The 26,815-nt window shown below is 71.7% G+C and carries 23 protein-coding genes; 12 read left to right on the plus strand and 11 right to left on the minus strand.

Annotation, left to right across the window (positions count from 1 at the left end; genetic code table 11):
- Positions 1-89 precede the first annotated feature (89 nt).
- Positions 90-2,210, minus strand: a complete 2,121-nt coding sequence (locus DFJ66_RS04100; RefSeq protein ID WP_211350965.1) for an NPCBM/NEW2 domain-containing protein — start codon at positions 2,208-2,210, stop codon at positions 90-92.
- 170 nt (positions 2,211-2,380) lie between these two features.
- Positions 2,381-2,986 (minus strand): TetR/AcrR family transcriptional regulator, encoded by a 606-nt coding sequence (locus DFJ66_RS04105; protein WP_121218081.1) that lies wholly within the window; start codon positions 2,984-2,986, stop codon positions 2,381-2,383.
- Between the two features lie 87 nt (positions 2,987-3,073).
- Between DFJ66_RS04105 and DFJ66_RS04110 the strand changes: the two genes are divergently transcribed.
- Together DFJ66_RS04110 and DFJ66_RS04115 are read left to right on the plus strand one after the other, a co-directional pair.
- Positions 3,074-4,204 (plus strand): FAD-dependent oxidoreductase, encoded by a 1,131-nt coding sequence (locus DFJ66_RS04110; RefSeq protein ID WP_121218083.1) that lies wholly within the window; start codon positions 3,074-3,076, stop codon positions 4,202-4,204.
- A 61-nt stretch (positions 4,205-4,265) separates the two neighbouring features.
- Positions 4,266-4,763 (plus strand): hypothetical protein, encoded by a 498-nt coding sequence (locus DFJ66_RS04115; RefSeq protein WP_121218085.1) that lies wholly within the window; start codon positions 4,266-4,268, stop codon positions 4,761-4,763.
- A gap of 2 nt (positions 4,764-4,765) precedes the next feature.
- Here the strand turns inward: DFJ66_RS04115 and DFJ66_RS04120 are convergent, their stop codons facing one another.
- From DFJ66_RS04120 to DFJ66_RS04145, 6 genes are all read right to left on the minus strand, one after another.
- Positions 4,766-5,347 (minus strand): TetR/AcrR family transcriptional regulator, encoded by a 582-nt coding sequence (locus tag DFJ66_RS04120; RefSeq protein ID WP_121218087.1) that lies wholly within the window; start codon positions 5,345-5,347, stop codon positions 4,766-4,768.
- A 3-nt stretch (positions 5,348-5,350) separates the two neighbouring features.
- Complete coding sequence (locus tag DFJ66_RS04125; protein WP_121218089.1) at positions 5,351-6,166, minus strand: ATP-binding cassette domain-containing protein; 816 nt, start codon at positions 6,164-6,166, stop codon at positions 5,351-5,353.
- On the minus strand, positions 6,163-7,941 hold the full coding sequence (locus DFJ66_RS04130; protein WP_121218092.1) for a dipeptide/oligopeptide/nickel ABC transporter permease/ATP-binding protein: 1,779 nt from the start codon (positions 7,939-7,941) through the stop codon (positions 6,163-6,165). The genes DFJ66_RS04125 and DFJ66_RS04130 overlap by 4 nt, the downstream gene beginning before the upstream one ends.
- A complete protein-coding gene (locus tag DFJ66_RS04135) occupies positions 7,938-8,879 on the minus strand; it encodes an ABC transporter permease (RefSeq protein ID WP_121218094.1) in 942 nt (313 codons plus the stop codon). Before DFJ66_RS04135 ends, DFJ66_RS04130 begins: the two co-directional genes overlap by 4 nt.
- Before the next feature lie 109 nt (positions 8,880-8,988).
- Positions 8,989-10,518 (minus strand): ABC transporter substrate-binding protein, encoded by a 1,530-nt coding sequence (locus tag DFJ66_RS04140; RefSeq protein WP_121218096.1) that lies wholly within the window; start codon positions 10,516-10,518, stop codon positions 8,989-8,991.
- 527 nt (positions 10,519-11,045) lie between these two features.
- Positions 11,046-12,011 carry a methyltransferase family protein gene (locus tag DFJ66_RS04145; RefSeq protein ID WP_121218098.1) on the minus strand — a complete coding sequence of 322 codons (966 nt, stop codon included), beginning with the start codon at positions 12,009-12,011 and terminating at the stop codon, positions 11,046-11,048.
- 143 nt (positions 12,012-12,154) lie between these two features.
- On the opposite strand from DFJ66_RS04145, the gene DFJ66_RS04150 reads away from it, so the two are divergent.
- Genes DFJ66_RS04150 through DFJ66_RS04175 form a run of 6 tightly spaced genes read left to right on the plus strand, consistent with a single transcriptional unit; the run spans position 12,155 to position 18,205 of the window.
- A complete protein-coding gene (locus DFJ66_RS04150) occupies positions 12,155-12,865 on the plus strand; it encodes an SDR family NAD(P)-dependent oxidoreductase (protein ID WP_121218100.1) in 711 nt (236 codons plus the stop codon).
- A 41-nt stretch (positions 12,866-12,906) separates the two neighbouring features.
- Positions 12,907-14,004, plus strand: a complete 1,098-nt coding sequence (locus DFJ66_RS04155) for a zinc-binding dehydrogenase (protein ID WP_121218102.1) — start codon at positions 12,907-12,909, stop codon at positions 14,002-14,004.
- A 10-nt stretch (positions 14,005-14,014) separates the two neighbouring features.
- Positions 14,015-14,971, plus strand: coding sequence for an aldo/keto reductase (locus DFJ66_RS04160; protein ID WP_121218104.1), 957 nt, complete (start codon positions 14,015-14,017; stop codon positions 14,969-14,971).
- 5 nt (positions 14,972-14,976) lie between these two features.
- Positions 14,977-15,939, plus strand: coding sequence for an alpha/beta hydrolase (locus DFJ66_RS04165; protein ID WP_121230626.1), 963 nt, complete (start codon positions 14,977-14,979; stop codon positions 15,937-15,939).
- Positions 15,936-16,898, plus strand: a complete 963-nt coding sequence (locus DFJ66_RS04170; protein WP_121218106.1) for an alpha/beta hydrolase — start codon at positions 15,936-15,938, stop codon at positions 16,896-16,898. The genes DFJ66_RS04165 and DFJ66_RS04170 overlap by 4 nt, the downstream gene beginning before the upstream one ends.
- 26 nt (positions 16,899-16,924) lie before the next feature.
- Complete coding sequence (locus DFJ66_RS04175; protein ID WP_246029567.1) at positions 16,925-18,205, plus strand: multidrug effflux MFS transporter; 1,281 nt, start codon at positions 16,925-16,927, stop codon at positions 18,203-18,205.
- Here the strand turns inward: DFJ66_RS04175 and DFJ66_RS04180 are convergent.
- The gene (locus DFJ66_RS04180; protein ID WP_121218108.1) at positions 18,189-19,124 is read right to left on the minus strand and encodes an NAD(P)-dependent alcohol dehydrogenase; all 936 of its coding nucleotides are present in this window, start codon (positions 19,122-19,124) and stop codon (positions 18,189-18,191) included. The two genes, DFJ66_RS04175 and DFJ66_RS04180, sit on opposite strands and share 17 nt — an antisense overlap.
- A gap of 68 nt (positions 19,125-19,192) precedes the next feature.
- On the opposite strand from DFJ66_RS04180, the gene DFJ66_RS04185 reads away from it, so the two are divergent.
- Positions 19,193-19,837, plus strand: coding sequence for a TetR/AcrR family transcriptional regulator (locus DFJ66_RS04185; protein ID WP_246029568.1), 645 nt, complete (start codon positions 19,193-19,195; stop codon positions 19,835-19,837).
- Positions 19,838-19,850: 13 nt separating this feature from the next.
- Here the strand turns inward: DFJ66_RS04185 and helR are convergent, their stop codons facing one another.
- Positions 19,851-22,049 (minus strand): RNA polymerase recycling motor ATPase HelR, encoded by a 2,199-nt coding sequence (gene helR, locus DFJ66_RS04190; protein ID WP_211350966.1) that lies wholly within the window; start codon positions 22,047-22,049, stop codon positions 19,851-19,853.
- A 552-nt stretch (positions 22,050-22,601) separates the two neighbouring features.
- Here helR and DFJ66_RS04195 point away from each other — a divergent pair.
- Positions 22,602-24,710, plus strand: a complete 2,109-nt coding sequence (locus DFJ66_RS04195; RefSeq protein ID WP_121218110.1) for a M6 family metalloprotease domain-containing protein — start codon at positions 22,602-22,604, stop codon at positions 24,708-24,710.
- Between the two features lie 32 nt (positions 24,711-24,742).
- On the opposite strand, the gene DFJ66_RS04200 is transcribed toward DFJ66_RS04195, so the two are convergent.
- Positions 24,743-25,522, minus strand: coding sequence for a LysR family transcriptional regulator (locus tag DFJ66_RS04200; RefSeq protein WP_121230632.1), 780 nt, complete (start codon positions 25,520-25,522; stop codon positions 24,743-24,745).
- A 77-nt stretch (positions 25,523-25,599) separates the two neighbouring features.
- Between DFJ66_RS04200 and DFJ66_RS04205 the strand changes: the two genes are divergently transcribed.
- Positions 25,600-26,298: a CTP synthase C-terminal region-related (seleno)protein gene (locus DFJ66_RS04205; protein ID WP_121218112.1), complete on the plus strand. Its 699-nt coding sequence runs from the start codon at positions 25,600-25,602 to the stop codon at positions 26,296-26,298.
- A gap of 79 nt (positions 26,299-26,377) precedes the next feature.
- Positions 26,378-26,815: an ester cyclase gene (locus DFJ66_RS04210; RefSeq protein ID WP_121218114.1), complete on the plus strand. Its 438-nt coding sequence runs from the start codon at positions 26,378-26,380 to the stop codon at positions 26,813-26,815.

The following is a 26,815-nucleotide window of genomic DNA, read 5'->3' on the forward strand; positions in this document are numbered from 1 at the left end:
GACGGAACTCCGCAAGTCCGATATCCGGGGCTACCAACAGAACCGCAACCGCGAGTCCGGGCGGCCGCGGACCGGCCGCCCGGACCGTTTCAGCAGGTCAGTTGCGGGGTCAGCCAGTCGGCGTGGTCGTAGGAGATGCCGTCACCGCCGTCCGTGACGACCAGGGTCAACTCCTGCGCCCCGGTCACCGGGACGGACAGCGTGGCCGACGGGCCGGAGCCGGTCAGTCGCCCGCTGTCGGCGACCTTCGCGCCGTCCACGTGCACCTCGAAGGTCACCGACCCGTTGGACCCGACCTCGTCGTCCACGCCCACGGCGGTGCGGAACGTGCTGCACGACCCGCCGAGGTAGTAGGTGACCGAGGAAGCGGCGTGCGTGCCGAGGCCCTTGGCGTGGGTGGTGCCCGCGACGGTGAGCGCGCGGCCGTCGCCCGAGGCCTGCTCGCCGTTGCTGCGGTCGCGTTCGACCGGGCCCCAGCCGTTGGACGCGGAGGTCCAGGGCAGGTCGCCGAGGTGGTGCGTGCCGGCCGCCGGGCCGGTGCCGCAGGCGAGCTTCGGGCGTGCCCAGTCGGCGTGGTCGCGGGTGATCCCGTCGCCCGCGTCCGTGACGACCAGCCGCAGTTGCGTGCCGCCGCGCAGGTCGGCGGTCAGGCGCAGTGGCGGGTCGGCGGCCGTGCGGCGACCGCTGTCGGCGACCACGGTGGTGTCCCGGTAGACCCGGAAGACCGCGGACCCGGTGGAGGTCACCTCGTCGTCGATGCCGACGTCCACCGTCAGCGACCGGCACGCGCCGCCCAGGTGCCACCGCAGGTCGGCGGGCGCGTGGACGCCGAGGCCTTCGGTGTAGGCGGTGCCGCCGATGGTGAGGACCCGGCCGTCACCGGAGGCCTGCTCGCCGTTGCTGTGGTCGGGTTCGACCGGTCCCCAGCCGCTGGTCGCGGACGTCCACGGCAGGCGGGCGAGGTCGTGCAGCCCGGTCGCCGGCGGGACCGGCGCGGTGGGCGTGACCCGGTACATCACCGTGCCGTGGGCGGGGACGGACGCGCTGATCTCCCCGGACGACGTCGTCACGGCCTTGGACCACAGGTCCTTGAGCCGGTAGGACGACGCGCCGGCCAGGCCGACCGACGCCATCGAGGTGCTGATGGTCGCGGGCGAGGCGGTCTCGTTGGTCAGGGTCACCGAGACGTCCCCGTTGGCGAGCGGCTTGGCCATCACGACCAGCCCGTTCTGCTCCGACACCACGGTGCCCTGGCGTCCCAGCGGGTCCTGGTCGACCGCGATCACGTCGGTGTTCTTCAGGATCGCCAGCGTCTGCGGGGTGGCGGTGCGCAGGTCGCTGCCGATCAGCAGCGGTGCGGCCATCTGCGCCCAGAGGCTGAAGTGGGTGCGGTACTCGGTGTCGGTCATGCCGCCGTTGCCGACTTCCAGCATGTCCGGGTCGTTCCACGAGCCGGGCGAAGCGTGCTGCGCCAGCACCCGGTTCTGCCGCGCGATGGAGATCATGCTGGTCCACGAGTCGCTGATGTCCCCGGTGGTGCGCCAGGAGTTGCCCACCTCCCGGGCCCACGTCCACGGCTGGGAACTGCCCCACTCGCAGATCGCGAACAGGATCGGCCGACCGGTGGCCTTGAGGGCGTCGCGCATCGCGGTGTAGCGCTGCTGGGCGCTTTGCCCGAGGTGGTCACCGCAGTTGTCGTACTTCAGGTAGTCGACGCCCCAGGAGGCGAACAGGTTCGCGTCCTGCTGCTCGTGGCCGATGCCGCCGGGGAAGCCCAGCGCGTCGCACGTCTTCGTGCCGGCGCTGGTGTAGATGCCGAACTTCAGGCCCTTGGCGTGGACGTAGTCGGCCAACGCCTTGATGCCGTTGGGGAAGCGGGCGGGGTCGGGCACCAGGTCGCCGTTGGCGGCGCGCTGGGGCAGGGCCCAGCAGTCGTCGATGTTGACGTAGGTGTAGCCGGCGTCCTTCAGCCCTTGGGCGACGAACGCGTCCGCGACGCCCTTGATCATGGCCTCGTTGAACTCGGCCCGGCAGTGGGTGGCGTTCCAGTTGTTGAACCCCATCTGCGGGACGCGGGCGAGGGTGTTCTGCAGAGCCTGGGCAGGGACCTCCACCACCGCGCCCGTGATCAGGACGCCAGCGGTGGCGGCGGCGAGTGCGGTGGCAGCCGCAACAAGCGCGTGTTTGATTTTGTCGAGGTTTGACGCCATTGCCGAAACCTCCAGCAGGGAAGTGACACAGGATCGAACAAACTCCGATCCAGGTCACCGTCTCGGCGGGCGCGTGTCAACCGCCGCGCGATCCCGTGTCAGAAAGACGACAGGTCCTTCGCGCGCGCGGGGGACCAAACCACCCCTTCGCGCGACACCACCTGCATCGATCAGGTCGCCGGCCCGGCGAGCCCGTGCAGCAGGAGGTCGGTCAGGGTGTCCACGATCTCGTCGTCCCGCGCGCTCCCCCCGCCGGTCAGGTAGGCGAACCCGAACGTCGACAGCATCGCGCCGATCATCGCCGCCAGCACCTCCGGGTCGCCGGCCAGCCGGTGTCCGCGGTCCCGCAGGAACTCCAGGTGCTGCCGGAACACCGCCGTCTCCTCGACCAGGCTCTGCCACATGCGCCCCGACCCCGGCGGCGCGGCGGCGGCGGCCTGGAAGCCGGCGACCATCAGCGGCAGGTGGTCGCGGAAGACGGTCCAGAAGACCTCGACGTGGTCACGGAGCTGGGCGCGGTCGGTCAGGTCGTGGTCGACGGGGTGGCCGCGTTCGGCGATGGCCGTGTCGGCGTGGGCGTCCATCTCGGCCGCCATCGCCTTGAGCAGCTCCTCCTTGTCGGCGAAGTGCTCGTAGAACGAGCCCGTCGACCGGCCGGCCGCCGCCGTGATGTCGGTGATCTTGGTGTTGAGGTAGCCGCGCTCGGTGAACAGCCGCCGGGCGGCCTCCAGCAACGCGCTCCGCGTCTCGGCGGCACGGGCCTTGCGCACACCCACGGCACCTCCTGGTTGACCTCGGCCGTCGCGCTCAGCATACTGAACCCGCAATCACCGAATGACGATTCAGTGAATCGAGGTTCAGACATGCGGGTGCTCGTGGTGGGCGGCGGGGTCGCGGGGTCGGCGGTGGCGATCGCGTTGCGGGAGGTCGCGGACGTGACCGTGGTGGAGGCGCGGCCCGATCCGGCGGGGGACGTCGGGTCGTTCGTGAGCCTCGCGGTGAACGGTCTGCGGGGGCTGGATGCGTTGGGGTGCCTGGACGACGTGCGATCGCGGGGCTTCGCGGTGGACAGACAGCTCATGTGGTCGGCCTCGGGCAAACTGCTCGCGGACGTGCCGCGCGGTCGCCGCGAAGAAGACACCTTGCGCGGGGTCACGATCATGCGCGGGCAGTTGGTCGACGCCTTGCGTGACGCGGCCACGCGCGCCGGCGCTGCGCTCGTCACCGGCGAACGACTGGTGGACCTGGAGTCGGTGGACGCCGACCTGGTCGTTGGCGCGGACGGCCTGTGGTCCACCACCCGCCGTCTGCTCGACCCGACCGCTCCGCAGCCCCGTTACGCCGGGCTCTACACGGTGTGTGGTGTGGCGGAAGGTGTCGACGTGCCGCCCGGGACGTTCAACATGACCTTCGCGTCCGCGGGCGCGTTCCTCCACGTGGCCGCGCCGAACGGCGAAACCTGGTGGGCCGCGCAGGTGGCCGACCCGGTCGAGCCGGACCGCACCGCCGACACCGACTGGCTGGCCCGGGTCGCCGGCCTGTACCGCGGGGAGGCCACCCCGTTCCGAATCATCGCCGCCACCACCCGCCTGCACCCGACGACGGTCATGCACACCCTGGCCCCCGTGCCCACGCGCCACACCGACCGCGCGGTCCTGATCGGCGACGCGGCCCACCCGGTCGGCGCGGGTCAGGGCGCTTCGATGGCCGTCGAGGACGCCCTGGCCCTGGCCCGCCACCTCAAGTCCGCCCCGATCCCCACCGCCCTGGCGGCCTACGACGCCGAACGACTACCCCGCATCACCCGACTCCTCAAGGCCGCCGACGACAACCGCGACCGGAAAACGTCCGGCCCGGTCAAGCGCTGGGCCCAGACCACCGCGATGAAACTCTTCTTCCGCCACTTCTACCCCCGCGCGACCGCCTGGCTCTACGCCTACGACCCGGGCGATCACCCACCCGTGGCCGCACTTCTGCGCACAGAACGTCACTGAACGCCGGGACAATGGGCACCGTGAGTCATCCCTGGGCGACAACCACCGACTGACCCTCCACGTGCTCCACCAGCTCGCATGGTGCAACCTGACGCTGAACGCCCCGGTGCCGGCGCTTGAGCAGTACACGGAATTGTGCCAACGCTGCGCTGAGGCGCTGGACGCCAACGACGAATTCACCCTGCGGGCCCTGTTGGGCCGGATGAACGCGACCGGCGCCGAGGGCAGCTTCGCCAAGGCCTGCTCGCTCGGGAAGGAGCTGATCGAAGCCTGGTGGTCAGACCGCGGGCCGGCGGACGACCTCACGCTCGAGGCAGCCCGCTGCTACGCCCATTGGCTGTGGGCCGCCGGCCGCGCCACAGAGGCCCGCGACCTGTACGCCGACCTGCACAACGCCTTGCCCGAACACCACCCGGCTCGGGCGACAACCGAATACGAGTACCACCGCTACCGCGAGGCGGTCGCCCAGCCCAGGCGGACGATGTACCCGCTGCCCGACCGCATCCGCAACTACAGCCGCTACAGCCAACAGCGGTGGAAGGACGGGTACATCGACTGAGGTCAGCGGGTGATCCGCCGCACCACCGACTCCACATACGCGCGGTAACGGTCGACCAGCTCCCCCACCGGGTGCATCAGGCTGGCCACGTTCGCCCCGATCGTCGCCGAGATGATCTCGTCCGCCAGCACCTCCACCTCCGCCGCCGACGCCCCCGACCACGCCGCGCCGATGCGGGTGACCAGCTCGGCCCGCCAGGTCGTCAGCAGGTCCCGGTACCGGCGGGCGAGGTCGGGGTTGGCCACCGAGTGCTCCCACAGCACCAGCAGCACCCGGGCCGACGTGATCCGGTGCGCGTCCAGGGGCATCACGGCCTCGACGAACCCCCGCAACGCCTCCACCGGACCGACCGCGCGATCCATAGTGGACAGTTGCACCGCGGTCTCGGCCAGCACGCTCTCGAAGGTCGCCGCGATGATCTCGTCCTTCCCCGCGAAGTAGTGCTTGAGCGCCCCGTTGGCGAAGCCGGCCGCCGTGACGATGCTGCGCATGGTGGCCGCCTCGAAGCCGCCCTCCGCGATCAGCCGCTTGGCGACCTCGATGATCTCCCGGCGTCGCCGCTCGTGGTCGATGACCTTGGGCATGGGTCAGGCTTCGCGCAGCGTCAGCCACGCCGCGCGACGCTCCGCCTGGCGGGTCGGGTCGGCGACCGGGGCGGCCAGCAGCAGTCGGCGGGTGTAGGGGTGGTCGGGGTCGCTCGTGACCGTCCGGGCGTCACCGGACTCCACGATCTCGCCCTGGTACATCACCGACACGCGGTGGCAGAGCCGCCGGACCACGCCCAGGTCGTGCGAGACGAACAGGTACGACACGCCGGTCTCCCGTTGCAGGTCCAGGAAGAGGTCCAGCACGGTCGCCTGGGTGGTCAGGTCCAGCGCGCTCACCGGCTCGTCGCACACGATCAGCCGGGGCCGCCGGACCAGCGCCCGCGCGATGGCGATGCGCTGCCGCTGTCCGCCGGAGAACTCGCTCGGGTACCGGTGCACGGAGTCCGCCGGCAGCCGCACGTGGTCCAGCATCTCGGCCACGACCGCCCGCGCCTGCCGGGACCCTGCCGCCACCAGCGGTTCCGCCAGGACTTCACCCACCGTCATGGTGGGGTCCAGCGACCCGTACGGGTCCTGGAAGACCACCTGGATGTCACTGGCCAGCCGACGCCGGGCCGCGCCCCGCGCGTGCGTGATGTCCTCGCCGGCGAACGTGATCCGCCCGGACGTGACCGCCGCCAGCCCCAGCACGGCCTTGCCCAGCGTCGACTTGCCCGACCCGCTCTCCCCCACCAACCCGACGCACTCCCCCGCCCCGACGGACAGGGACACGCCCTTCAACGCCCGCAGGTTCAGCTTCCGGTGCAGGCGGTAGTCGACCACCAGGTCTTCGACGGTCAGCAGCGGGGCGGTCATCGGGTCTCGTCCTCTCCACCCACGCGGGCCAGTTCGTCCAACTCGTGCCGCCCCTCGGTGTCGTCCAGGGACGCGCTGATCAGCTCCGCCGTGTACGGGTCGGCGGGGCGCTGGAAGATCTGCTCCACGGCCCCGGTCTCCACGACCCGGCCGTCCCTCATCACCACCACCCGGTCGCAGATGTCCGCGACGACCCCGAAGTTGTGGGTCACGATCACCAGCGCCATCCCGTACTCCTGCTGCAACTCCCGCAGCAGCTCCAGCACCTCCGCCTGCACGGTCACGTCCAGCGCGGTCGTGGGCTCGTCGGCGACCAGCAGCGCCGGGCGGCCGGCCACGGCACCGGCGATCAGCACGCGTTGCGCCATGCCGCCGGAGATCTGGTGCGGGTAGGAGCGCAGCACCCGGTCCGGGTCGGTGAGCCCCACCCGCACCAGCACTTCGCGCGCCCGCGCCCGCGCGTCGGCCTTCGACATCCCCTGCACGTGCCGCAACGGCTCCACCAGCTGGTGCTCGATCGTGTAGCACGGGTCGAGGTTGCTCATCGGCTCCTGCGGCACGTACCCGATCGACCGCCCGAGCAGGGCCGTCCGCGAGGACACCTCCTCGCCCGCCACCCGGATGCTGTCCGCGACCGCCGTGCCGCCCGCCGGCAGCAGGTCCAGCAGCGCGAAGACGGTCTGCGTCTTGCCCGACCCCGACTCGCCGACGATCCCGAGCACCTCGCCCGGCGCGGCGTCCAGCGACACCCCGCGCACGACCTCCTTGACGGCCCCGGACGGCGTCGCGTACCCCACCCGCAGGTTCTCGATCCGCAACGCGCACGCCGAGGCGTCGTGCTCATGGGTTCCGCTGGGTTCCTCGGTGGCCTCTGACAGCTCCCGTCGCACCACGCCCCGCGACCGCCGTGACGGCTGCTCGGACCGCACGCTGACCAGGTCGGCGAGCGTCGAGCCGATGAACGCGAGCGCGGCGATCGTGACGCCCAGGGCGATCGACGGCCACAGCAGGATCAGCGGCTGGGTGAGCATGGTCTGGAAGCCGTCGTTCATCATCTGGCCCCAGCTCGGCGTGGACGCCGAACCGATGCCCAGGAACTGCAACCCGGCCTGCATGCCCACCGCGATCCCGGCGGTCAACGCGGTTTGCACGACGATCGGCGCGTACACCGCCCGCATCATGTGCGTGCGCAGGATCCGCGGGTTCGTCACGCCCGCGACCCGTGCCGCGTCGATGTAGGGCTCGCGCCGGACCGCAAGCGCCCGTGCCCGCGTGATCCGGTAGTAGCCGGGCGCGAGGAACACGCCCAGCGCCACCATGAGCACGGTGAAGTCCTGCCCGGTGCCCGCCGCGACCACCAGCAGCACGATCATGCCCGGCACGGACTGCAAGGCGTCGCTGATCCACGAGCACACCCGGTCGGTGACCCCGCCGAAGTACCCGGCCGCGACCCCCGCCGGCACGCCCAGCAGCAGCCCGGCCGCACACGTGATCACCGCGCCGTACAGGGTGGTGCGAGCCCCGTGCAGCAGTCGGCTGAGGATGTCGCGGCCCGCCGAGTCACCGCCCAGCAGGTGCTCGCCGCCGGGGATGGCCCGCGTGATCCGGAAGTCCACCAGGTTCGGGTCGAACGGCGCGAGCCACGGCGCGAGCACCGCGACCACCACCACGACCGCGAACACGGCCAGGGCCACCACACCCAGCGGACGGCGCAAGTACCGCCGCCACAACGAGATCCGCTTCACTGACGCCAACGGGATCGGTACTGCGGTCATCGGTCGCGCACCTTCGGGTTGACCCACCCGAGCACGAGGTCGAGCAGGAAGTTGACGATCACGACGAACACCACCGTGACGGCGGTCAGGCCCAGCAGCACCGGGATGTCGCCGATCTGCGACGCCGACTGCGTCAGGCTGCCGATGCCGGGCAGGTTGAACACGATCTCCACCACGATCGCGCCACCCAGCAAGCCCACGAACAGCAGTGCCAGCACGGTCAGCGCGGCGGGCGAGGCGTTGCGCAGCACGTGCGCGGTGACCCGGCGGTCGGACAGCCCGCGCGCCCGCAGCGTGCGCACGAAGTCCTGGCCGGCGACCTGGAGAAACCCGTTGCGCAACTGCTCGGCCACCATCACGATCGCGCCGAGCGCCAGTGACACCGAGGGCAACGTGATCGACCGCAGCCACCCGGTCAGCGACTGGTCCGGCGAGACGTACCCGATCGCGGGGAACCAGCGCAGGTTGATGGCGAACCACGTCACCAGCACGAGGCTGACCCAGAACCCGGGCAGCGCGAACAACACCACGGACGCGAGCTTGAGCCCCCGGTCCAGCAGCCCGCCGGGCCGCAGCCCGCACGCGATGCCCACGGCCACCCCGATGACGGCCGCCAGCGCGGTCGCGAACACCACGACCGACAGGGTCACCGGGACGCGCAGCGCGATCTGGTCGTTGACCGGCTGGAAGTTGCGCCAGGACGTGCCGAAGTCGCCCGTGGCGGCGTGGGAGAGCCAGTTCCAGAACTGGACGAGCAGCGGCTGGTCGTAGCCGATCCGGGCGCGCAGCGCGGCTTGCTGGGCCGGGGTGGCGCTGTTGCCGAGAAGACCGGGCGTCGGGTCGCCCACGGCGGCGTGCGCCAGGAAGAACGTCCCGCTGGTGACCACCACGAGCAGCAGCACCCCGGACATCAGACGTTTCGCGATGAAGGACAGCATCGTCGGCTCCTGTTGGCCTCCGGCCCCCGGTTCCATTGTCCCACGGGGTACCGACAGATCCGGTGCGGGCGGCCGTCCGGTGTGGACGGACCGCCCGCGGCCGGGCGCGTCAGCCGCGCTGGATGAACCGCAGCGTCGGGAACATCATGCCGGTGACCGGCGTGACGGTGATCCCCTTGACGCTGAAGTAGGTGTTGTCGGCCTGGTACCACACGCTCCACCAGGCCTCGTCGACCAGCTCCGCGTTGAGCTTCTTGAGCAACTCGGTCTGCGCGGGGCCGGGCTCGGCCTTCTCGACCTGCTCGACCAGCGCCTTGACCTCGGGGTAGGCGTCGACCGAAGGCGTGGGGTTGTACCACTGGGCGGTGGTGACCTGGTCGGTGAGCGTGGCCATGTCGTTGCCCGCCAACGCGATCACGGCCAGGAACATCGGGTAGGTCGGGGCGTTCTTCTGGTAGTCGGGCATGGCCATGTCCTGCCACTCGACCTTGATGCCCAGCTCGCCGAAGGTCTGGTTGGCGGCGGGCTGCCAGGCGGCGAAGATCGGCGACATCGGCATCTTCACGGAGAACCCGTCCGGGTAGCCGGCCTCCTTCAGGAGCGCCTTGGCCTTGGCCATGTCGGTCTTGTACTTGTCGTTCATCGACTTGTCGTAGACCTGGCCGTCGACGGAGAAGACCTGGTTGGTGACCGTGCCGGAGCCGTTGCCGACCGCGTTGAGGATGCCGGCGGCGTCGAAGGCGTGGCTGATGGCCTGCCGGACCCGCTTGTCCCCCAGGGCTTTCACCTGGGCGCCGGTGCGGTCCGCGTACTGCACGCCGACCCAGGACGCGGCGCGGCTGGCGATGTTCCAGCCGTTCTCCTTGGCCTTGGGCAGGTTGGCGGCGTTGGCGAACTGGACGTTGAGCTGGCCGGAGAGCATCGCGTTGAAGCTCGCGGTCTGGTCGGTGATCGGGAACAGGCGCACGGTGGGGAACGGGTAGGTGGCGGTGTCCCAGTGGTTCTGCTTCTTGGTGAACACGTACTGCGACTGCGGGGTGGAGCCGGCCTTGTCGTAGGTGTAGGGGCCGGAGCCGACCGGGCCGTTCGCCAGCGCGCCGGACTGGATCGCGGCCGGGGACGCCATCCAGCTGCGGCCCAGGCCCATCTGGTAGAGCAGGGCGTCGTCGCGCTTGGACAGCTTGATCTCGACGGTGTCCTCGTCCTTGGCGGAGGCACTTGCGACGTTGAGGTAGGCCTGGCCGGAGCGGACGCCGGCCTTGAGGTGCTGGATGTTGGCCACGGCCGCGGCGGCGTCGAACTTCTGGCCGTCCTCGAAGGTGACGCCTTGGCGCAGGTCGGCGGTGAGGGTGAGCCGGTCGGCCGACCACTCCCACTTCGTGGCCAGGGCCGGGACGGGCTTGCCGTCCTTGTCGAGGGCGACCAGCGGGTCGTAGACGGCGGAGAGGTAGGGGCCGTCGAAGCCGATGTCGGCACTGGCGGGGTCCCACGACGTGACGTCGAGGAACACCCCTGCCTTCAACTCACCGGTATCCGCGCCGGCGGCCGTACCGCCACCGCCCGCACTGGTACAACCGGCGAGCGCGCCAACCGCGACGAGGGCCGCCGCGACCAGTGCCGATGTCCGTCTGCTGGTCATCGAGTCCTTCTCTCGGGGGTGCTGGACTGCTTGGGGGGACAACGCGCCGCTGCCGGCCGGCGGTGGGTGCGAGGTGAGACCTGGCTCACTGCGATGCGGGTTAGTCTACGGTCGTCGGCTAAAAAAGCAACGGCCGGTCAACCTGCTGTTCGCCCTGGGACAACCCGGGGGTGGAAGTTCTCCAAATGTAGGAAATCGTATTCGATCGCGCGGCCACACGGCGCCGCCCGGCCGGTCACGCTCGGGGGCCTGCCGACTGCGCGCGGTGACCTGCCGGCGGGCCTTTGGTGGCTAAGCGGCGGTGCTCGGCGGACCAGGGGGGGCGCTCGGAGGACCGGTGGGCGGCGACTCGAGAACCGGCGCACCGCCCACGCCGGCCCGCACATGCCCGCCAACCTCATCGCCAGCCAGCCAACGCCCACCAACCCGCGCGAGCCCCCGCGCCCGCCAGCCCACCCGCGCCCGCCGGTGCGCCTTCGCCAGCCGCGCACGAGCGAGCTCGCCGCGCTTCGCTTCCGATGAACCGGTCAGCCCGCGTCGGCGACCAGCACCCGCGGGCTGCCAGGAAGCGCCAGCACCTCGCGCACCTGCCACCCGGCCCCAGCCAGCCAGCCCCGCACCTCCGACTCCGGGTACACCACGGTGCCGTCGATGACGAAGTACTCCCCCGCGTGCAGGGCGTCGATCCGGCGCTGGCGGTCGTCGTCGTCCAGGAAGAAGTCGAGCAACAGCAGAGTCGCGCCCTCCCCCGCCGCGGCCCTCGCGTTCGTCAGGATCACCTTGTTCTGCTCGGCGGTGAAGCGGTGGACGACGTGGTTGACCATGACCAGGTCGTGGGAGCCCGTGGGGGTGGCCGTCTCGGTTTCGGCGGGTTCGATGGTGGCTCGGGACGCCAGGCCGGCAGCGGCCAGGGCGTCGGTGATGCCCTGGGTCGCCATCGGGGCGAAGACGAAACGGGCGGTCAGGGTCGGGTTGGCGCGTAGGGCGCCGATGGCGAACTCCGGGGACAGGCCGCCCAGGTCGAGCATGTCCCGGTACGGGGTGAAGTCGAACGCCCGGGACAGCATGGCGGCGTGCAGGGCGTTGTAGCGCATGACGCCGGCCATGAACGTCTGCCACCGGCCCTCGTCCATCTTGAGGTCGCCGGGGGTGGTCGTGTCTACCGTGGTGTCGAACTGGAGCCAGTGGCCGTAGCTGATCTCGTTCAGGAAAGTCAGGAACGGCGCGAGGTCGTTCTCGCCGGTCAGGTACTCGGCGGCGTCCGGGGCCAGGGAGTAGCGGCCCTCGTGGCGGTCCAGGAGGCCCTCGGCGTTCATGGCGTCGGCCAGGACGCGGACCATCTGCTCGCTCACGCCCGTCGTGGCGGCGATCGCGGCGACCGTGCGCGACCCCTCGGCCAACGCGCGGAACAAGCCCACGCGGGACGCGGCGAACAGTTGCTTGGCGCCCATGTAGCCGATGGCCAGGTCGACGATGCGGTCCGGTGCGGTCATCGTTGCTCCTCACGGAAGTAGCGGGGATGGGGCGAGAGTCTACGCATGTTGACTAAAAAGGCCAGACCCCTTGCCGGCGCCGGAATTTATTTTCTACGCTCGTAGCCTCAAAGCAGCCCGAGAAGCCCAGGAGGCGACCCGAGATGAGCCGTACCGTGTTGGTCACCGGAGCGGCGGGTGGGATCGGGCGGGCGATCGCCGCCGCGTTCGCCGCCGGAGGTGACGCCGTCGTGGTCACCGATCGCGATGGCGTGGAGGACGCCGCCGCGGAGCTCGGGGTGCGAGGCGTGTCCGCGGACATCACCGACGAAGACTCGGTGGTCCGCGCGCTCGACGCGGTCGGGCCGGTGGACGTCCTGGTCAACAACGCCGGCCTGCTCACCCTTCACGGCCGCCTGCTCGACCTGCCCAGCGAGGACATGCACGCCATCCTGCGCACCAACGTCCTCGGCACCTTCCTGATGACCCAGCACGTCGCCCACCGCATGGTCCAGCGCGGCACGCGCGGCACGATCGTCAACCTGTCCTCCATCGGCGGCCGGCAACCCACCCCGGGCATGGGCGGCTACGAGAGCAGCAAGGCGGCCGTGGACGCGTTGACCCGGTGGGCCGCGGTCGAACTGGCCGAGCACGGCATCCGCGTCAACGCCGTCGCCCCCGGCCCGGTGCTCACCCCGATGCTCGCCGCCGGCCTGCCGGAGGGCTCCCCCGCGCGCAAGGCATGGCTGGACCGGATCCCGTTGCGCCAGTTGGCTTCCGTGGAGGCGGTGGCCGCCGCGGTGGTGTTCCTGGCGGGGGCCGAGCACATCACGGGCACGAGCCTGCCGGTCGACGGCGGTCAGCTCCTCACGTGAACGCCATCCAGTGGCCCAGTGACCCAGTGACAAGGAAGAAGATGCCCACCTCGACGCGCGCGGCGGTGCTGACCGAGCACGGCGCCCCGCTGCACCTCACCGAACTCCCCCTGCCCTCCGACCTCGAGCCCGGCGCGGCCCTGGTCCGGGTCTCCTGCGCCACCCTGTGCGGCACGGACGTCGAGATCTGGTCCGGCCGGATGAGCTTCCCCGGCATGCTCCCGATGGTCCTGGGCCACGAGATGGTCGGCGAAGTCGTCGCGGTCGGCACCGGCACCCGGGACGCGCTGGGCCGGGACATCGCGGTCGGCGCGCGCATCGGCTGGTCCGAGTCCACGTGCGGCGAGTGCTACGGCTGTGTCGTCCTGCGCCAGCCGGTGGCGTGTGCCAAACGCGGTTACGGCTTCCTCCAACGCGCCGACGTGCACCCTTACGCGACCGCGGGCCTGTGTGAGTACGTCTACGTCGTGCCGCGCGCGGCGAAGCTGCTGCTGCCCGACGACCTTCCCGACACGTGGACCGCGATGGCGGGTTGCGCGGCCAAGACCGTGTTGCGCGCGTTCGACAAGGTCGGCGGAGTGCGGGCCGGGTCACGGGTGGCGGTCCAAGGCTCGGGCGCGTTGGGCCTGTTCGCCACCGCCGTCGCCCGCCTCTCCGGCGCGGGCACGGTGATCACGGTCGGTGCCCCGCCGTCCCGGCTCGACCTCGCCGGCGACTTCGGCGCGGACGCCACCGTGGACATCGCCGAGGGCACCACCGTGGACCAGGTCCTCGACCTGACCGACGGACGCGGCGCGGACCTGGTCATGGACTTCGCGGGCGCGCCGACCGTGGGCGCGGAGGCGGTCGCGATGGCCGCGCAAGGCGGTCGGGTCGTCATCGTCGGCACCACCGGCCCCGGCAGCAACCCGCTCCCGCTCGGCACGGTCATGGGCAAGGAGCTGACCGTCCAGGGCTCCCTCAACGGCGACATCGCCGACTACCACCACGCGATCGAGTTCTTCCAGTCCTTCGCCGACCGCATGCCGTGGGACCGCCTGTTCGGCACCCCGGTGGGCCTGTCGGCCGCCCACGACCGGATCGAGGCCATGCACCGCCTCGACGAGGTCAAGGCCGTCATCGACCCCCGACTCCCCTGAGGAGAACACCGTGTCACCCTTGCCCCGCCGCCGCCTCGGCACGTCGGACCTGGAAGTCTCGGCGCTGTCCCTCGGCTCGTGGCACACCTACGACCGCATGGACTTCGCCGACGCCGTCGCCATGATCCGCGCGGCCGTCGACGCCGGCGTGAACCTGTTCGACGTCGGCGTCTACGGCGCTCCGGGCATGCCGCCGGTGTTCACCGACGTCATCTGGAGCGCGATCATGCGCGCCTCGGGCATCCCGCGCGCGGACTACCTGGTCTCGGCGAAGCTGTGGATCGAGGGATTCGGCGACCAGGGCTTCCGCCCGCAGCTGGAGAACGCCTTCCTGCGCGGCGGTTTCGACGTCGCGGACCTGGTCATCCTCGGTGACCTGCGCCGCGACGACGTCGAGCTGGAAGACCTGGTGGACGACCTCGCCGCCCTCACCGAGGAGGGCCTGATCCGGGCGTGGGGCGTCAACAACTGGTCGGCCTCGAACATCCGGGCGTTGCAGGACATCGCCGCGGTCAAGCGCGTGCCGGGGCCACAGATCGCCCAGCTCAAGTACAGCATCGGCCGCCGCGCCATCCCGGACGGCGAGCCGTTCGGCCGGCTGTTCGCGGACGGGTTCGCCATGCAGGCCTCGGACGTCCTCGAAGGCGGCATCCTGGCGGGCAACACCGGCCAGTCCCGTGAGATCGGGCGCGACCCCGGCGGCATCCGCGAGGAGATCAAGAAGCACGCCGAGGGCGTCGCCGAGGTCGCGCGCACGCTGGGCACCAGCGCCGCCCGGCTCGCGGTCGCCTTCACCCTCACCCACCCGGCCAACGCCACCACGTTGTTCGGCGCCACCAAGCTGTCCCAGCTCGAAGACAACCTCGCCGCCGTCGACCTGGTCGAGCAGGTGGGCGCCGCCGAGATCCGCGCGCTGGTCGAGCCGTTCTGGGCCGACCGCGGTGTGATCGACCCCGAAGGGCCGTGATCGTCATGCACACCCCCGTCCCGTTCGACCCCGAGATCGAACCCGCGCTGGCCCGGATCGTGCAGCCGGACGCCCCGCCCTTCACGCCCGAGACCATCCCGGGGATGCGGCAGGCGATGGCGGCGATGTTCCCGCCCGCCGCCGAGGTGGTCGGCGACGCCCCGGTGGACGTCGTGGAGCGCACGTTCCCCGGCCCGGACGGCGAACTGGAGGTCACGATCCTCTCGCCGCGCGGCCTGGACGGTCCCGTGCCGGGCCTCTACAACATCCACGGCGGCGGCATGATGGTCGGCCACCGCAACATGGACACCGGCCGGCTGCTCGCACTCGTGCTGGAGCACAACGTCGTCGCGGTCAACGTCGAGTACCGCCTGGCTCCCGAGCACCCGCACCCCGCGCCCGTCGAGGACTGCTACGCGGGCCTGGTGTGGATGGCGGCCAACGCCGCCGAGCTGGGCGTGGACCCGGACCGGATCGTCGTCATGGGCGGCAGCGCCGGCGGTGGCCTGGCCGCGGCGGTCGCGCTGATGGCCCGCGACCGGGGTGGCCCGAAGCTCGTCGGGCAGCTCCTGCTGTGCCCGATGATCGACGACACCAACACCACCGTGTCCAGCCACCAGTACCCGGACACCGGCACGTGGACGCGCACGACCAACCTCGCGGGCTGGCGCTCGCTGCTCGGCGACGCCGCCGGCGGCGAGGACGTCTCCCCCTACGCCGCTCCCGCGCGAGCCCAGGACCTGTCCGGCCTGCCGCCGGCGTTCATCGAGGTGGGCAGCGCCGAGCCGTTCCGCGACGAGGACACCCGGTACGCGCTGCGCATCTGGGCCACCGGCGGCCAGGCCGAGCTGCACGTGTGGGGCGGGGCGTTCCACGGGTTCGACATGTACGTGCCCGAGTGGCACGTCAGCCGGGCCGCCCTCGCCACGCGCGACTCGTGGCTGCGCCGGGTCCTGGGGACGCGGTGAAGCCCGTCCCGTACGACCCGGAGCTGGAACCCGGGCTCGCCGCGTTCCTCGACCTGGTGGAGCGCATCCCGCTGCGGGCGGACACGATCCTGGTCAACCGGGCGCACTTCGCGACGATCGTGCCGCCCGTCGAGCAGGTCGTGGGCGACCGGCCGGTGGAGGTCGAGGACCGCACGGTCCCCGGCCCGCCGGGCGCGCCGGACGTCGTGGTGACGGTCGTGCGTCCACGCGGAGGGGTCGTGGACGCGCCGGCGATCTACAGCGTCCACGGCGGCGGGATGGTGCTGGGCAACCGGTTCTTCGGCCTGGACGGGCTGATCGACGACGTGCTGCGGTTCGGCGCGGTCGGCGTGTCGGTGGAGTACCGGCTGGCCCCCGAGCACCCCGCGCCCGCCGCCGTCGAGGACTGCTACGCGGGCCTGGTGTGGCTGGCGGCCAACGCCGTCGAGCTGGGCGTGGACCCGACCCGGATCGTGGTGACCGGGGCCAGCGCGGGCGGTGGGTTGTCGGCCGGGGTGGCGTTGCTGGCGCGCGACCGGGGCGGGCCGGCGTTGGCGGGGCAGGTGTTGATGTGCCCGATGCTGGACGACCGGAACGAGACGGTGTCCACCCGGCAGTACGACGGGTTGGGCGCGTGGGACCGCAACAACAACGACACCGCGTGGGACGCGATCCTGGGCCCGCTGCGGTTCACCGACGAGGCCTCCCCCTACCAGGTGCCGGCGCGGATGGGTGACCTGTCCGGCCTGCCGCCCGCGTACGTCGACGTCGGCGCGGCGGAGATCTTCCGGGACGAGGCCGTGGCGTACGCGTCCCGGATCTGGGCGACCGGCGGGCAGGCGGAGCTGCACGTGTGGGCCGGCGGGTACCACGGGTTCGCGGGGTTCTCGCCCACTGCCGAGGTGTCCCGGGCGGCGGAGGCGGCGCGGCTGTCGTTCCTGCGGCGCGTCCTGCGGTGAGCCCGGGGCCGGTGCGGTCGGGGCGGATGCGGCTGCGGCCGGGACGGGTGCGGTCGGGGTCGGTGCGGGAGGGGCGACCGCGGTCGGGGTCGGTGCGGGAGGGGCCGGTGCGGTCGGGGTCGGTGCGGCTGGGGCGGGTCGCGGTCGTCCTGGGGTTGCTGGAGACCTTCGGGCCGATCTCGATGGACCTCTACCTGCCCCTGCTGCCCCGGCTGGCCGCCGACCTCGGCACGTCCGAGAGCCTGGCGCAGGCCACGATGTCGGCGTGCATGCTCGGGTTGGCGCTGGGTCAGCTGGTCGTGGGACCGCTCAGCGACCGGGTGGGCCGGCGGCGGCCGTTGCTGGCCGGGGTGGGGCTGTTCGCGGTGCTGTCGGTGGTGTGCGCGGTGACGCCGTCGATCGAGCTGCTGCTGGCGGCCCGGTTCCTCCAGGGGTTGTGCGGGTCGGCCGGGATCGTGGTCGCCCTGGCCGTCGCGCGGGACCTGACCGAGGGCGTGGAGCTGGTGCGGTTGCTGGCGATGCTGACCACGGTCGGGGCGCTGGCCCCGATCGTGGCCCCGGTCGTCGGTGGGCAGCTCGCGCTGGTGATGGGGTGGCGCGGGATCTTCCTCGTGCTGGCCGGGATCGGGGGTGGGCTGTTCCTGCTGGCGCTGTTGGCGCTGCCGGAGAGCCTGCCCGGGCCGGCGCGGCGCGGTGACGGCGGTTTCCGCGACCTGGGGGTGTTGGCGCGGGACCGGTTGTTCCTGTGCTTCCTGGTGGTCGGCGCGTGCGGCGGGACAGCGTTCTTCACGTACCTGGCGTCGATCAGCTTCGTGGCGCAGGGCGGGTTCGGGCTGAGCCCGCAGTGGTTCAGCGTGTGCTTCGCCGCGAACGCGGTCATGTCCGTGGTGGGAGCGCAGGTGAACCGGGCGGTGGTGCGGCGGTTCGGGCCGGCGCGCATGTACGTGGTCGGCACGACCGCCACCGCCTTGGCCGCCGTGACCATGGTCGTGGCGGCCGTGCTCGATGCGGGGATCTTGCTGTTGGTGCCGTTGGGTTTGGTGATGTTGACCAGTGGTGGTTCGACGTCCAACGGGTCGGCACTGGCCCTGGCCTCCCACGGCTCGCGTGCCGGCACCGCCGCCGCCCTGCTGGGGACGTCGGCGTTCGCGGTGGGTCCGGTGCTCGCGCCGCTGGTGTCGTTGAACGGCACCAGTCCGCTGTCGATGTCCCTGACGATGGCGGCGGCCCACGGCTGCGCCGCTGCCATCGTGTGGGTCGCGGTGCGGCCGAGGTTGCGTGCGCCGGCCGTCACGGGCGGACGATGACGTTGCCCACTTTGCGCCCGCTGTCGACGCGGTGGTGGGCGCGGACGATGTCGGACAGGTCGTGGACGTCGTCCACCACCACCCGCAGGGCGGACTTCGCCACCAGGTCCAGCAGGAAGGCGAAGGCCTCCGGGCGCTCGGGGGCCACGCCGGCGACCACGTTCCCGCGTGCGCGGAGGGTGTCGGCCAGGGTCGCCACCGCGAGCAGGAGGGTGCCGTCGTCGGTGAGCAGGCGGCGGCCGGACTTGATGGACAGGGTGCCGACCGTGTCCAGGACGAGGTCGTAGCGGTCGGTCGTGCGGTCGAGGGCTCCGGTGGTGTAGTCGAGCACGTGGTCGGCGCCCAGCGACCGCACCAGCTCGGCGTTGCGGGCGCTGGTCACGGCCGTCACCTCGGCGCCGAAGTGCTTGGCCAGTTGGACGGCGTTCGTGCCGATCGCGCCGGACGCGCCGTTGACCAGGACCTTGTCACCGGCCTTGACGGAACCCTTGTCCCGTAGGAAGAACAGGGCCGTCGAGCCGCCGAACAGCAGTCCGGCCGCGTCCTCGTGGGACACGCCGGTGGGCTTGCGGACCAGCTTCGCCGCCGGCACGGCCGCGTACTCGGCGTGCGCCCCGAGCCGGACCCCCGCCATGCCGCACACGTCCTCGCCCGGCGCGAACCCCTCGCCCGCCACCACTTCCCCGGAGAACGAGCCGCCCAGCACCGGGCGCCGGGGTCCCCGCAGGCCCACCGCCAGCCGCCCGACCACCCCGAACCCCGCCGGGAACCGGGCCGCGCGGATGCGGGCGTCCCCGGCGGTCACCGCGACCGCTCGGACCCGCACCAGCACCTCCCCGGCTCGGGGCTCGGGCCGGGGCACCTCCACGACCCGCACGACCTCCGGTGCGCCGTACCTGTCGACAACCGCTGCACGCATGACCCTCTCCCTTACACCTGTAAGGCGCACGGTAGCCTTACAGGTGTAAGAACCGCAAGGAGGTCCCCGTGGTGCCGTCCCGCCTGACCCACGCCCGCATCGTCGACGCCGCCGCACGCGTCGCCGACCGGGGCGGGCTGGCCCAGGTCAGCATGCGCAACGTGGGCAAGGAGCTGGGCGTCGAGGCGATGTCGCTCTACCACCACGTCAAGGGCAAGGACGCCCTGCTGGACGCCCTGGTCGAGTGGCTCTTCGCCCGCATGGAACGGCCCGACCCCCGGGCCCCGTGGCGCGCGGCGATGACCGCGCGGGCGCGGTCGGCCCGAGCGGTCCTGTCCCGGCACTCGTGGGGGTTGGGGCTGCTGGAGTCGCGCCGCTCCCCCGGCCCGGCTGCGCTGGGCTACCACGACGCCGTGCTGGGGTGCTTGCGGCACAACGGTTTCCCGGTCGCGCTGGCGGCCAGCGCGTTCTCCGTGCTGGACGCCTACGTGTTCGGGTTCGTGCTCACCGAGCTGAACCTGCCGTTCGACGCCGGTCAGGGTGCGGAGGAGTACGTCGCCGGGATCGACCTGCTCGCCGACCGGTACCCGCACCTGGCCGAGATGGCCGCCGCGCAGATCGCGGGCGGCCGGTACTCCTACGGCGACGAGTTCGAGCGCGGGCTCGAGCTCGTGCTGGACAGCCTGGAGACCCGGCTCAACGGGTTGCGCTGAGCCGGGTCCAGCTTCAGCGCAGCCCGCTGAGCGAGGCCGGCAGCGGGTTGCGGTGTAGGACGCCGAGCCGTTGCGTGGCGCGGGTCAGGGCGACGTACAGCTCCGCCGCGCCGCGCGGGCCGTCGGCGAGGATGCGGTCCGGGTCCACCACCAGCACGGAGTCGAACTCGAGGCCCTTGGTCTCCGACGCGGGCACGGCGCCCGGCACGTCCGGCGGCCCGATCACGACGCTGGTGCCCTCCCGGCCGGCCTCCTCGCGCACGAACTCCTCCACGGCGGCCTTCACGTCGTCGTCGCTGACCTGCCGGGCCCACGGTCGGACGCCGCACGCCCGCACCGACTCCGGCGCCTGCACGTCCGGCGCGAACTCCGCCAGCACCCCGGCCGCGACGGCCATGATCTCCGCCGGCGTCCGGTAGTTCACCGTCAGCGACCGGTACACCCAGCGCCCCGGCACGTACGGCTGGAGCATGGCGTCCCACGACCGCGCACCGGCCGGCGAGCGCCGCTGGGCGAGGTCGCCCACCACCGTGAACGACCGGCCCGGACAGCGCCGCATCAGCACCCGCCAGTCCATTTCGGACAGTTCCTGGGCCTCGTCCACCACGACGTGCCGGTAGGTCCAGTCCCGGTCGGCGGCGGCGCGCTCGACCAGCTCGCGGGTGTCCTGCTCCACGAAGCGCTCGGCCAGGTCCTCGGCGTAGAGCAGGTCGGTGGCGAACAGGTGGTCCTCGTCGTCCATCGAGTCCTGGCGGCCGACCAGGCTGTCCAGCACGCCCGCGGCGAACTCGGCCTGCTTCTTGCGTTCCCGCTCGGCGGCGGCCTCCTCGGCGGACGTGTCGCGGCCCAGCAGGTCCACCAGCTCGTCCAGCAACGGCACGTCCGACACCGTCCACGCCGAGCCGTCGGCGCGGTGGAGCACCGGGTCCGCGCCTGCGGCTCGCAGGCGTTCGGGCGACTCGTAGAGCGAGGACAGCAGCGACTCCGGCGTCAGGACCGGCCACAGCTCGTCGAGCGCGGCGGTGAACCGCTCGTCCTCGGCGAGCTCCTTGAGCAGGTCCTTGCGCAGCCGCTCCCAGCCCTCCCGGTCGTCCCGGGTCAGCCAGCCACGCCCGATCCGGCTGATCGCGCGCTCGGTGAGCACGTAGGTGACGATCTCGGTGAACTTCGCCCGCGCGTCGTTGTGCGGCAGACCGCTCTGCCGGGCTTCGTCCCGGGCCCACTCGGCGGTCTCGGCGTCGATGCGCACCGTCACGTCGGCCAGGTTGATCGGGATCGGCTCCTCGGGCAGCCGTTGCCGGTCGGCGACCGCGGCCTTGAGCACGTCCAGGATCTTCAACGACCCCTTGAGCCGCGCCGCGTCCGGACCGTCCTCGGCGGTGACCCGCAACCCGGGCACCAGGCTGCCGGGCGTCATGAACACCACGTCCGACTCGCCCAACGACGGCAGCACGCGGCTGATGTGGTTCAGGAACGCCGGGTTCGGCCCGACCACGAGCACGCCGTGCCGTTCCATCCGTTCGCGCTGGGTGTAGAGCAGGTAGGCGACGCGGTGCAGCGCCACCACGGTCTTCCCGGTACCCGGGCCGCCTTCGATCACCACGACACCGGGGTGCTCCAGGCGGATGATCTCGTCCTGCTCGGCCTGGATCGTCGCGACGATGTCCCGCATGCCCTCGCCACGGGGCGCGTTGACCGCCGCGAGCAACGCCGCGTCCCCGCGGTCGCCCTGGTCGGGCCGCCCGAACACCTCGTCGCTGAAGTCCAGGACTTGCCGCCCGCGCGTGTGGAACTGCCGACGCCGACGCATGCCCTCCGGGTGCGCCCCGGTGGCGGTGTAGAACGGCCGCGCGGCAGGGGCTCGCCAGTCGAGCAACACCGGCTCGTACTCGTCCCCTTCGTCGAACAGGCCGATGCGCCCGATGTAGGACCGTGCCCCTGAGCGTTCCCCTGAGCGTTCGCCTGAGCGTTCCCCTGACTCGGCGTCGAGCCGCCCGAAGCAGAGCCCGTTGTCCGCGACATCCAGCCTCCGAGCCTCCTTGCCCAATGCCCGGACCTCGAAGTCCCGCTCCATCGGCGTGCCCCCGGTCCCCCGCAGGGCATCCCGGTAGGCCGCCTTGACCCGAGCCCGCTCGGCGTCGAGCCGGGCGTAGAGCCCGGCTACGTACTCCCGTTCGGACATCAGTTCAGCTTCGTAACCCTGAGTAGACACACGCCCCCGATCCAGCACTTCCTCGTTACGGTGCGCAAGTGTGCGGCACGACCGGGGCCTTGCCGCAAGGCCCCCTGTGCGGTATACGTTCATAGTGGCGGGAGGTGTCACGCCCCTCTTAGTCCGTCACTCGCTCGCTCACTCGCCGGTTCGGCTCTTTTCAAGCTCTTTGAACGGGACGCGCTGGCGCGCTCTCAAGATCAACGCGCTGGCGCGCTTGAAAGATGAAAAGCGGACGCTCGCCGCTGGGCAGGCCCCCGGGGGTGGAAGGGCGTCGGTTTCTTTCCCCGTCCGGCCTGCCGGAGGCAACCACACTTGGCCCGTTTGAGCAACCGGAAAAGCTGGTTGCACAAACGGACCAAGCGCGGTTGGGCTGCGCCCAGGCCGGACGGGGAAAGAAACCGAGGCCCTTCCCGTGGGCTGGCAGCACGGGCTCGCGCCTGCGGCGCAAAAGCGCGCGGCGGTGAGTGGGGGTGTTGGGCGTCAACTGACAACGGGGAAAACGGGTCGCCAGGGCCATTAGCGTGGGTGGATCATCCTCACGGAGGTGGTATGGACCACACACGTGTTCGTCGCGGGCCTCGGCGGTCGGTTGTCGTCGTGGCCGCGTTGTTCTCCGTCGCTGCGCTGGGGGTTGGGGGGACCGGGGCGCTGGCTGCGCCGCCTGAGGGGCCGCCGCATCCCTGGCAGTACGACCACTGGCCGCAGCAGCAGCCCTGGCAGCAGGGGCGTGACTCCGGTCGGGTCGCTGCCCTAGCCGGGTTCCCCGGACCGATCGACCCGCAGAACTGGGTCAACCCCGATCACATGACCTGGGAGCGGGACTACAAGAAGGTGCCCGGCACCAACTGGGCCGACCCCGCCGGCAAGGGCTCGGTCCGCAACTTCAAGGGTGCCCTGGTCCTCCTGGACTACCCGAACCAGCCGTTCGTGGTGACCCAGCCGCAGCACTCCACCGTCTTCAACAACCCGAGCTCCGAAGCGCACGACATCCCCCGGAGCCAGGTCGCGCAGTTCTACCAGGACTTCCTCAACAAGCCCAACGCCCTCAACCGGGGCCACACCGTCCACGAGTACTGGATGGAGGACTCCGGCGGGCGCTACGGCGTGGACCTCACCGCGTTCGGCCCGTACACCATGCCGGGCAAGGACCACGAGTACGCGATGGAGTTCCAGGGCGGCACGGCGTGTCCGGCCGGGGACACCTGCACGCGCGACATCCGGACCGACGGCCGTGCCGCCTGGGTGGCCGACGTCGGTGCGCAGGTGCCCGCCGGGTTCGACTTCGTCTACTTCCTGTCGGCGGGTCAGGACGAATCCGGCACGTGGCAGGAGTTCGGGATGATGAAGTTCCCGACCAAGGAGGACGTGCCCGACGCCTTCGGCCCGCCCGACGACGCCCTGCCGAACTGGTCGCGCACCCGGTACGTCGAGTGGACGTCGTGGGCCTCCGGGTCGAGCCTGTGGCCCAACGCGGGCAACGGGTCCTCCACGCAGGCCGAGAGCTCCGGTCAGGGCGTGTACGCGCACGAGCTCAGCCACCTGCTGGGCATCGGCGACAACTACAACAACCCCTACGCCAACCCGCCGCGCCGCGCGTACACCGGCATCTGGGACATGCTCTCCCGCGGCTCGTTCAACGGTCCCGGCGGTCCGCACTCGCGGTGGGTCATCCCGGCCACCGCGGGCGGGTCGATGGGGGCGCAGCACGTGCTGCGCAACAAGATGAAGCTGGGCATCGTGGACGAGCGCAACGTGCTTCGGCTGTCTCGTGAGGCCCTGGCGGAGTCCGGTGTGGTGGTCGCGAAGGTCACCGCGCGGAGCGTGCAAGCCGGGCCGAACGGGCTGTCCGGCGTGAACGTCGAACTGGGCACCGGTGACCTGTCGCCGGCCTGCGACGTCCGCACCGACCCGTTGTGCGACGGCGGCGGCTACCAGAACTACACCGTCGAGGTCGTGGACCGGATGGGCGCGGACTCGTTCACGCCGGACGCGGGGGTGCTGCTGGCCAAGACCAAGAACGAGGACCGCGCGCCGTTCGCGTGGGTGGTCGACGCCAACCCGCAGGACATCGGCATGACCGACTACGTCCTGCCCGACGGCCGCAAGGTGCCGATCACCATCGGCGACTACCGGCAGCTCTCGGACGCCCTGTTCCACGCGGGCACCGGCTCGGGCAGCGAGTACGAGTACGTCGACCCGGCCAACCGGCTGCACTTCTACGTGCTGGACGTCAAGCGCGACCACCAGGGCGTGCTGTCCTACACGGTCGCCATCCGGTCGCTGGACGGCAAGGGGCCGCAGCAGCGGGGTGTGCGCGTGCTGCCGACCGCCGGCCGGGCCGGGTCGAACGGCGTGGCCACGTGCCAGTTCCCGCTGTTCAACACCGGTCGGGGCGCGGCTCCGGCGGGGCAGCACCCGGAGGACGTCACCCGGTACCTCGACGGTGACGTCTACCGCGTGTCGGCCACGACGGCGAACGGCTGGTCCGTGTCGCTGCCCAACGCCCTGGCCACGGCGAAGTTCGGCGGCCAGACCGCCGTGCAGGTCCACGCCAAGCGTGACGGCGGGCCGTTGGTCGGCAAGGTGACGCTCACCGCCACCTCGGAGAGCGACCCGACCAAGACGGCCACCGCGTCCTGCACCGTGATCGGCCGGTAAGCGCTCAACACCTCGGCTGGACCCCTTGCGGTTCAGCCGAGGTGCAGGCGTTCGACTCGGTGGACGACGTTGGGCCACAGGAGAGGCACGCCGTCGCCGTCAGGCAGCACGGCCAGGCCGTGTCCGGCGTTCACCAGGGCGCGTAGAGCCGCCGTGTCCGTGCCCCGGTACACCGTGGCCGTGTGGAGGCGCGTGGCACCCACGGCTGCGCGCAAGTCCTCCAAGGGCACGGCCGCGTCCGGTGCATCGATCCACCGGGCGTCCACGAGGTCGTCCAAGCGCAGGCCCTTTCGACGTGTGAGCGGGTGGTCGGGCGGCAGGGCCACCATGAGTGGTTTCTCGGCTACGACCGCTGCCTTCACGCCTACCGCGTCGGGCAGGTGCAGGGGGTCGCTTGCCGCGACCACGCCGTCCACGAAACCGACGTCGTACTCCCCCGTCGCCACACCCGCGACCACCTCCGCGCGCGGCACGACGTGGAGCGTGCCCCGCACCTCGCCGACTGCCACCGCGGCTGCCAGCGGAGAAGCCGCGACCACTGTTCGCGCAGGGGCGGGAGTGGCGGCGCGGCGCACGTCCGCCCTTGCCGCATCGAGGCGCAGGAGGAGGGGTGCGGCGTGGTCGAGCAGGCGTTGGCCAGGAGGTGTCGGGGATACCGGGCGGCGGGTCAGCAGGGGTACGCCGAGGTCGTGCTCCAAGGCGGCGATGTGTTGGGACACCGCTGACTGCGTGTAGCCCAGTTCGGCCGCCGCGGCGGAGAACGAGCCGAGGCGGACGACCGTGGTGAAGGTTCTGAGCAGGTGCGGGTCCATCGGCATCAGTATTGCTTATGCAGGGTGTAGAGATCATCGTTGGACGTGAACCGTCCTCGGCACCGACGATCGGACGCATGACACCACGCCTGGCCCTGGTCGCCGACCGCTCCCCGCACGTCCGCTCGCACACCCGCATCCCGGTCCTCCTCGAAGCCCTGCGCGAGCGCGACCACCTCGACCTCGACGCCTACTGGGTGCGCACCGACGACATCACCGGCCCGGACGACCTCGACGGCTTCGACGCGGTCTGGCTGCTGCCCGGGAGCCCCTACGCCTCGGAGGACGGCGCGCTCGCGGCCGTGCGGCACGCGCGGGAGAACGGCGTCCCGTTCCTGGGCACGTGCGGCGGCTTCCAGCACGCCCTGCTGGAGTTCGCGCGCACGGTGTGCGGGCTGACCACCGCCGCCCACGCCGAGGTGGACCCGGACGCCGCCGACCCGCTGCTGGCCCCGCTCGCCTGCTCCCTGGTCGGCCACGAGGGCGCGGTGCACCTCGCCCCGGGCACCCTGGCCGAACGCGTCCTGGGCACCGACCGCACGATCGAGCGCTACCACTGCGACTACGGCCCCAACCCCCGCCACCTGGACCTCCTGCGCGCCCACGGCCTGGTCTTCAGCGGCCACGACGCCGACGGCGAGGTCCGGGTGGCGGAGCTGCCCGGCCACCCGTTCTTCCTGGGCACCCTCTTCCAGCCCGAACTGGCCGGCGACGGCACCCGCCCGCACCCGGTCGTCACGGCCTTCGCGCGCGCGGCATCGGCCGTTCGGGCGTGAGCAGGGCCGTTCGGCACTGGTGCGAACGGCCCAACGGGCGAAGGCTCTCGGACGTCCCGCTCGTTCGAGGAGGCTTGAGATGTCGACGAGAGAAGAGCTGTTGCGGCTGGACGACGAGGGCACGGGCGCGTGGAACCGCCACGACGTGGACGGCTTCCTGGCCACCCTCGCCGAGGACTTCGAGTGGGTCGACGACGCCGAACCCGCGCCGATCCACAGCCGGGAGGAGGCTCGCCGGGCGATGGAGGCGTGGTTCACCGCGTTCCCGGACATGCACATCGACGTGCAGAACCGGATCGTCGGCGAGGACGCCGTCGCGGGCGAGGTGCGCTTCACCGGGACCAACTCCGGTCCGCTGGCGCTGGGCGGCACCACGATCCCGGCCACGGGCCGCCGGGTCGACGCCGCCGGCACGTACTTCGTGCGGACCCGGGACGGGAAGGTCAGCGAGTTCCACACCCACCCGGACACCTTCGGGATGATGATGCAGCTGGGCCTGGCGGGAGCGGCCGGCTGA

Source organism: Saccharothrix variisporea (genome assembly GCF_003634995.1).
Classification (GTDB): domain Bacteria; phylum Actinomycetota; class Actinomycetes; order Mycobacteriales; family Pseudonocardiaceae; genus Actinosynnema; species Actinosynnema variisporeum.

What these genes read in the sequence shown, in the direction of transcription:
- DFJ66_RS04100 (WP_211350965.1), bottom strand. Translation starts at nt 2,210, where the DNA reads ATGGCGTCAAACCTCGACAAAATCAAACACGCGCTTGTTGCGGCTGCC.
- DFJ66_RS04180 (WP_121218108.1), bottom strand. Translation starts at nt 19,124, where the DNA reads ATGCGTGCAGCGGTTGTCGACAGGTACGGCGCACCGGAGGTCGTGCGG.
- DFJ66_RS04165 (WP_121230626.1), top strand. Translation starts at nt 14,977, where the DNA reads ATGCACACCCCCGTCCCGTTCGACCCCGAGATCGAACCCGCGCTGGCC.
- DFJ66_RS04205 (WP_121218112.1), top strand. Translation starts at nt 25,600, where the DNA reads ATGACACCACGCCTGGCCCTGGTCGCCGACCGCTCCCCGCACGTCCGC.
- DFJ66_RS04195 (WP_121218110.1), top strand. Translation starts at nt 22,602, where the DNA reads ATGGACCACACACGTGTTCGTCGCGGGCCTCGGCGGTCGGTTGTCGTC.
- DFJ66_RS04155 (WP_121218102.1), top strand. Translation starts at nt 12,907, where the DNA reads ATGCCCACCTCGACGCGCGCGGCGGTGCTGACCGAGCACGGCGCCCCG.
- DFJ66_RS04130 (WP_121218092.1), bottom strand. Translation starts at nt 7,941, where the DNA reads ATGACCGCAGTACCGATCCCGTTGGCGTCAGTGAAGCGGATCTCGTTG.
- DFJ66_RS04125 (WP_121218089.1), bottom strand. Translation starts at nt 6,166, where the DNA reads ATGACCGCCCCGCTGCTGACCGTCGAAGACCTGGTGGTCGACTACCGC.
- DFJ66_RS04120 (WP_121218087.1), bottom strand. Translation starts at nt 5,347, where the DNA reads ATGCCCAAGGTCATCGACCACGAGCGGCGACGCCGGGAGATCATCGAG.
- DFJ66_RS04145 (WP_121218098.1), bottom strand. Translation starts at nt 12,011, where the DNA reads ATGACCGCACCGGACCGCATCGTCGACCTGGCCATCGGCTACATGGGC.
- DFJ66_RS04175 (WP_246029567.1), top strand. Translation starts at nt 16,925, where the DNA reads ATGCGGCTGCGGCCGGGACGGGTGCGGTCGGGGTCGGTGCGGGAGGGG.
- DFJ66_RS04110 (WP_121218083.1), top strand. Translation starts at nt 3,074, where the DNA reads ATGCGGGTGCTCGTGGTGGGCGGCGGGGTCGCGGGGTCGGCGGTGGCG.
- DFJ66_RS04150 (WP_121218100.1), top strand. Translation starts at nt 12,155, where the DNA reads ATGAGCCGTACCGTGTTGGTCACCGGAGCGGCGGGTGGGATCGGGCGG.
- DFJ66_RS04140 (WP_121218096.1), bottom strand. Translation starts at nt 10,518, where the DNA reads ATGACCAGCAGACGGACATCGGCACTGGTCGCGGCGGCCCTCGTCGCG.
- DFJ66_RS04210 (WP_121218114.1), top strand. Translation starts at nt 26,378, where the DNA reads ATGTCGACGAGAGAAGAGCTGTTGCGGCTGGACGACGAGGGCACGGGC.
- DFJ66_RS04135 (WP_121218094.1), bottom strand. Translation starts at nt 8,879, where the DNA reads ATGCTGTCCTTCATCGCGAAACGTCTGATGTCCGGGGTGCTGCTGCTC.
- DFJ66_RS04200 (WP_121230632.1), bottom strand. Translation starts at nt 25,522, where the DNA reads ATGGACCCGCACCTGCTCAGAACCTTCACCACGGTCGTCCGCCTCGGC.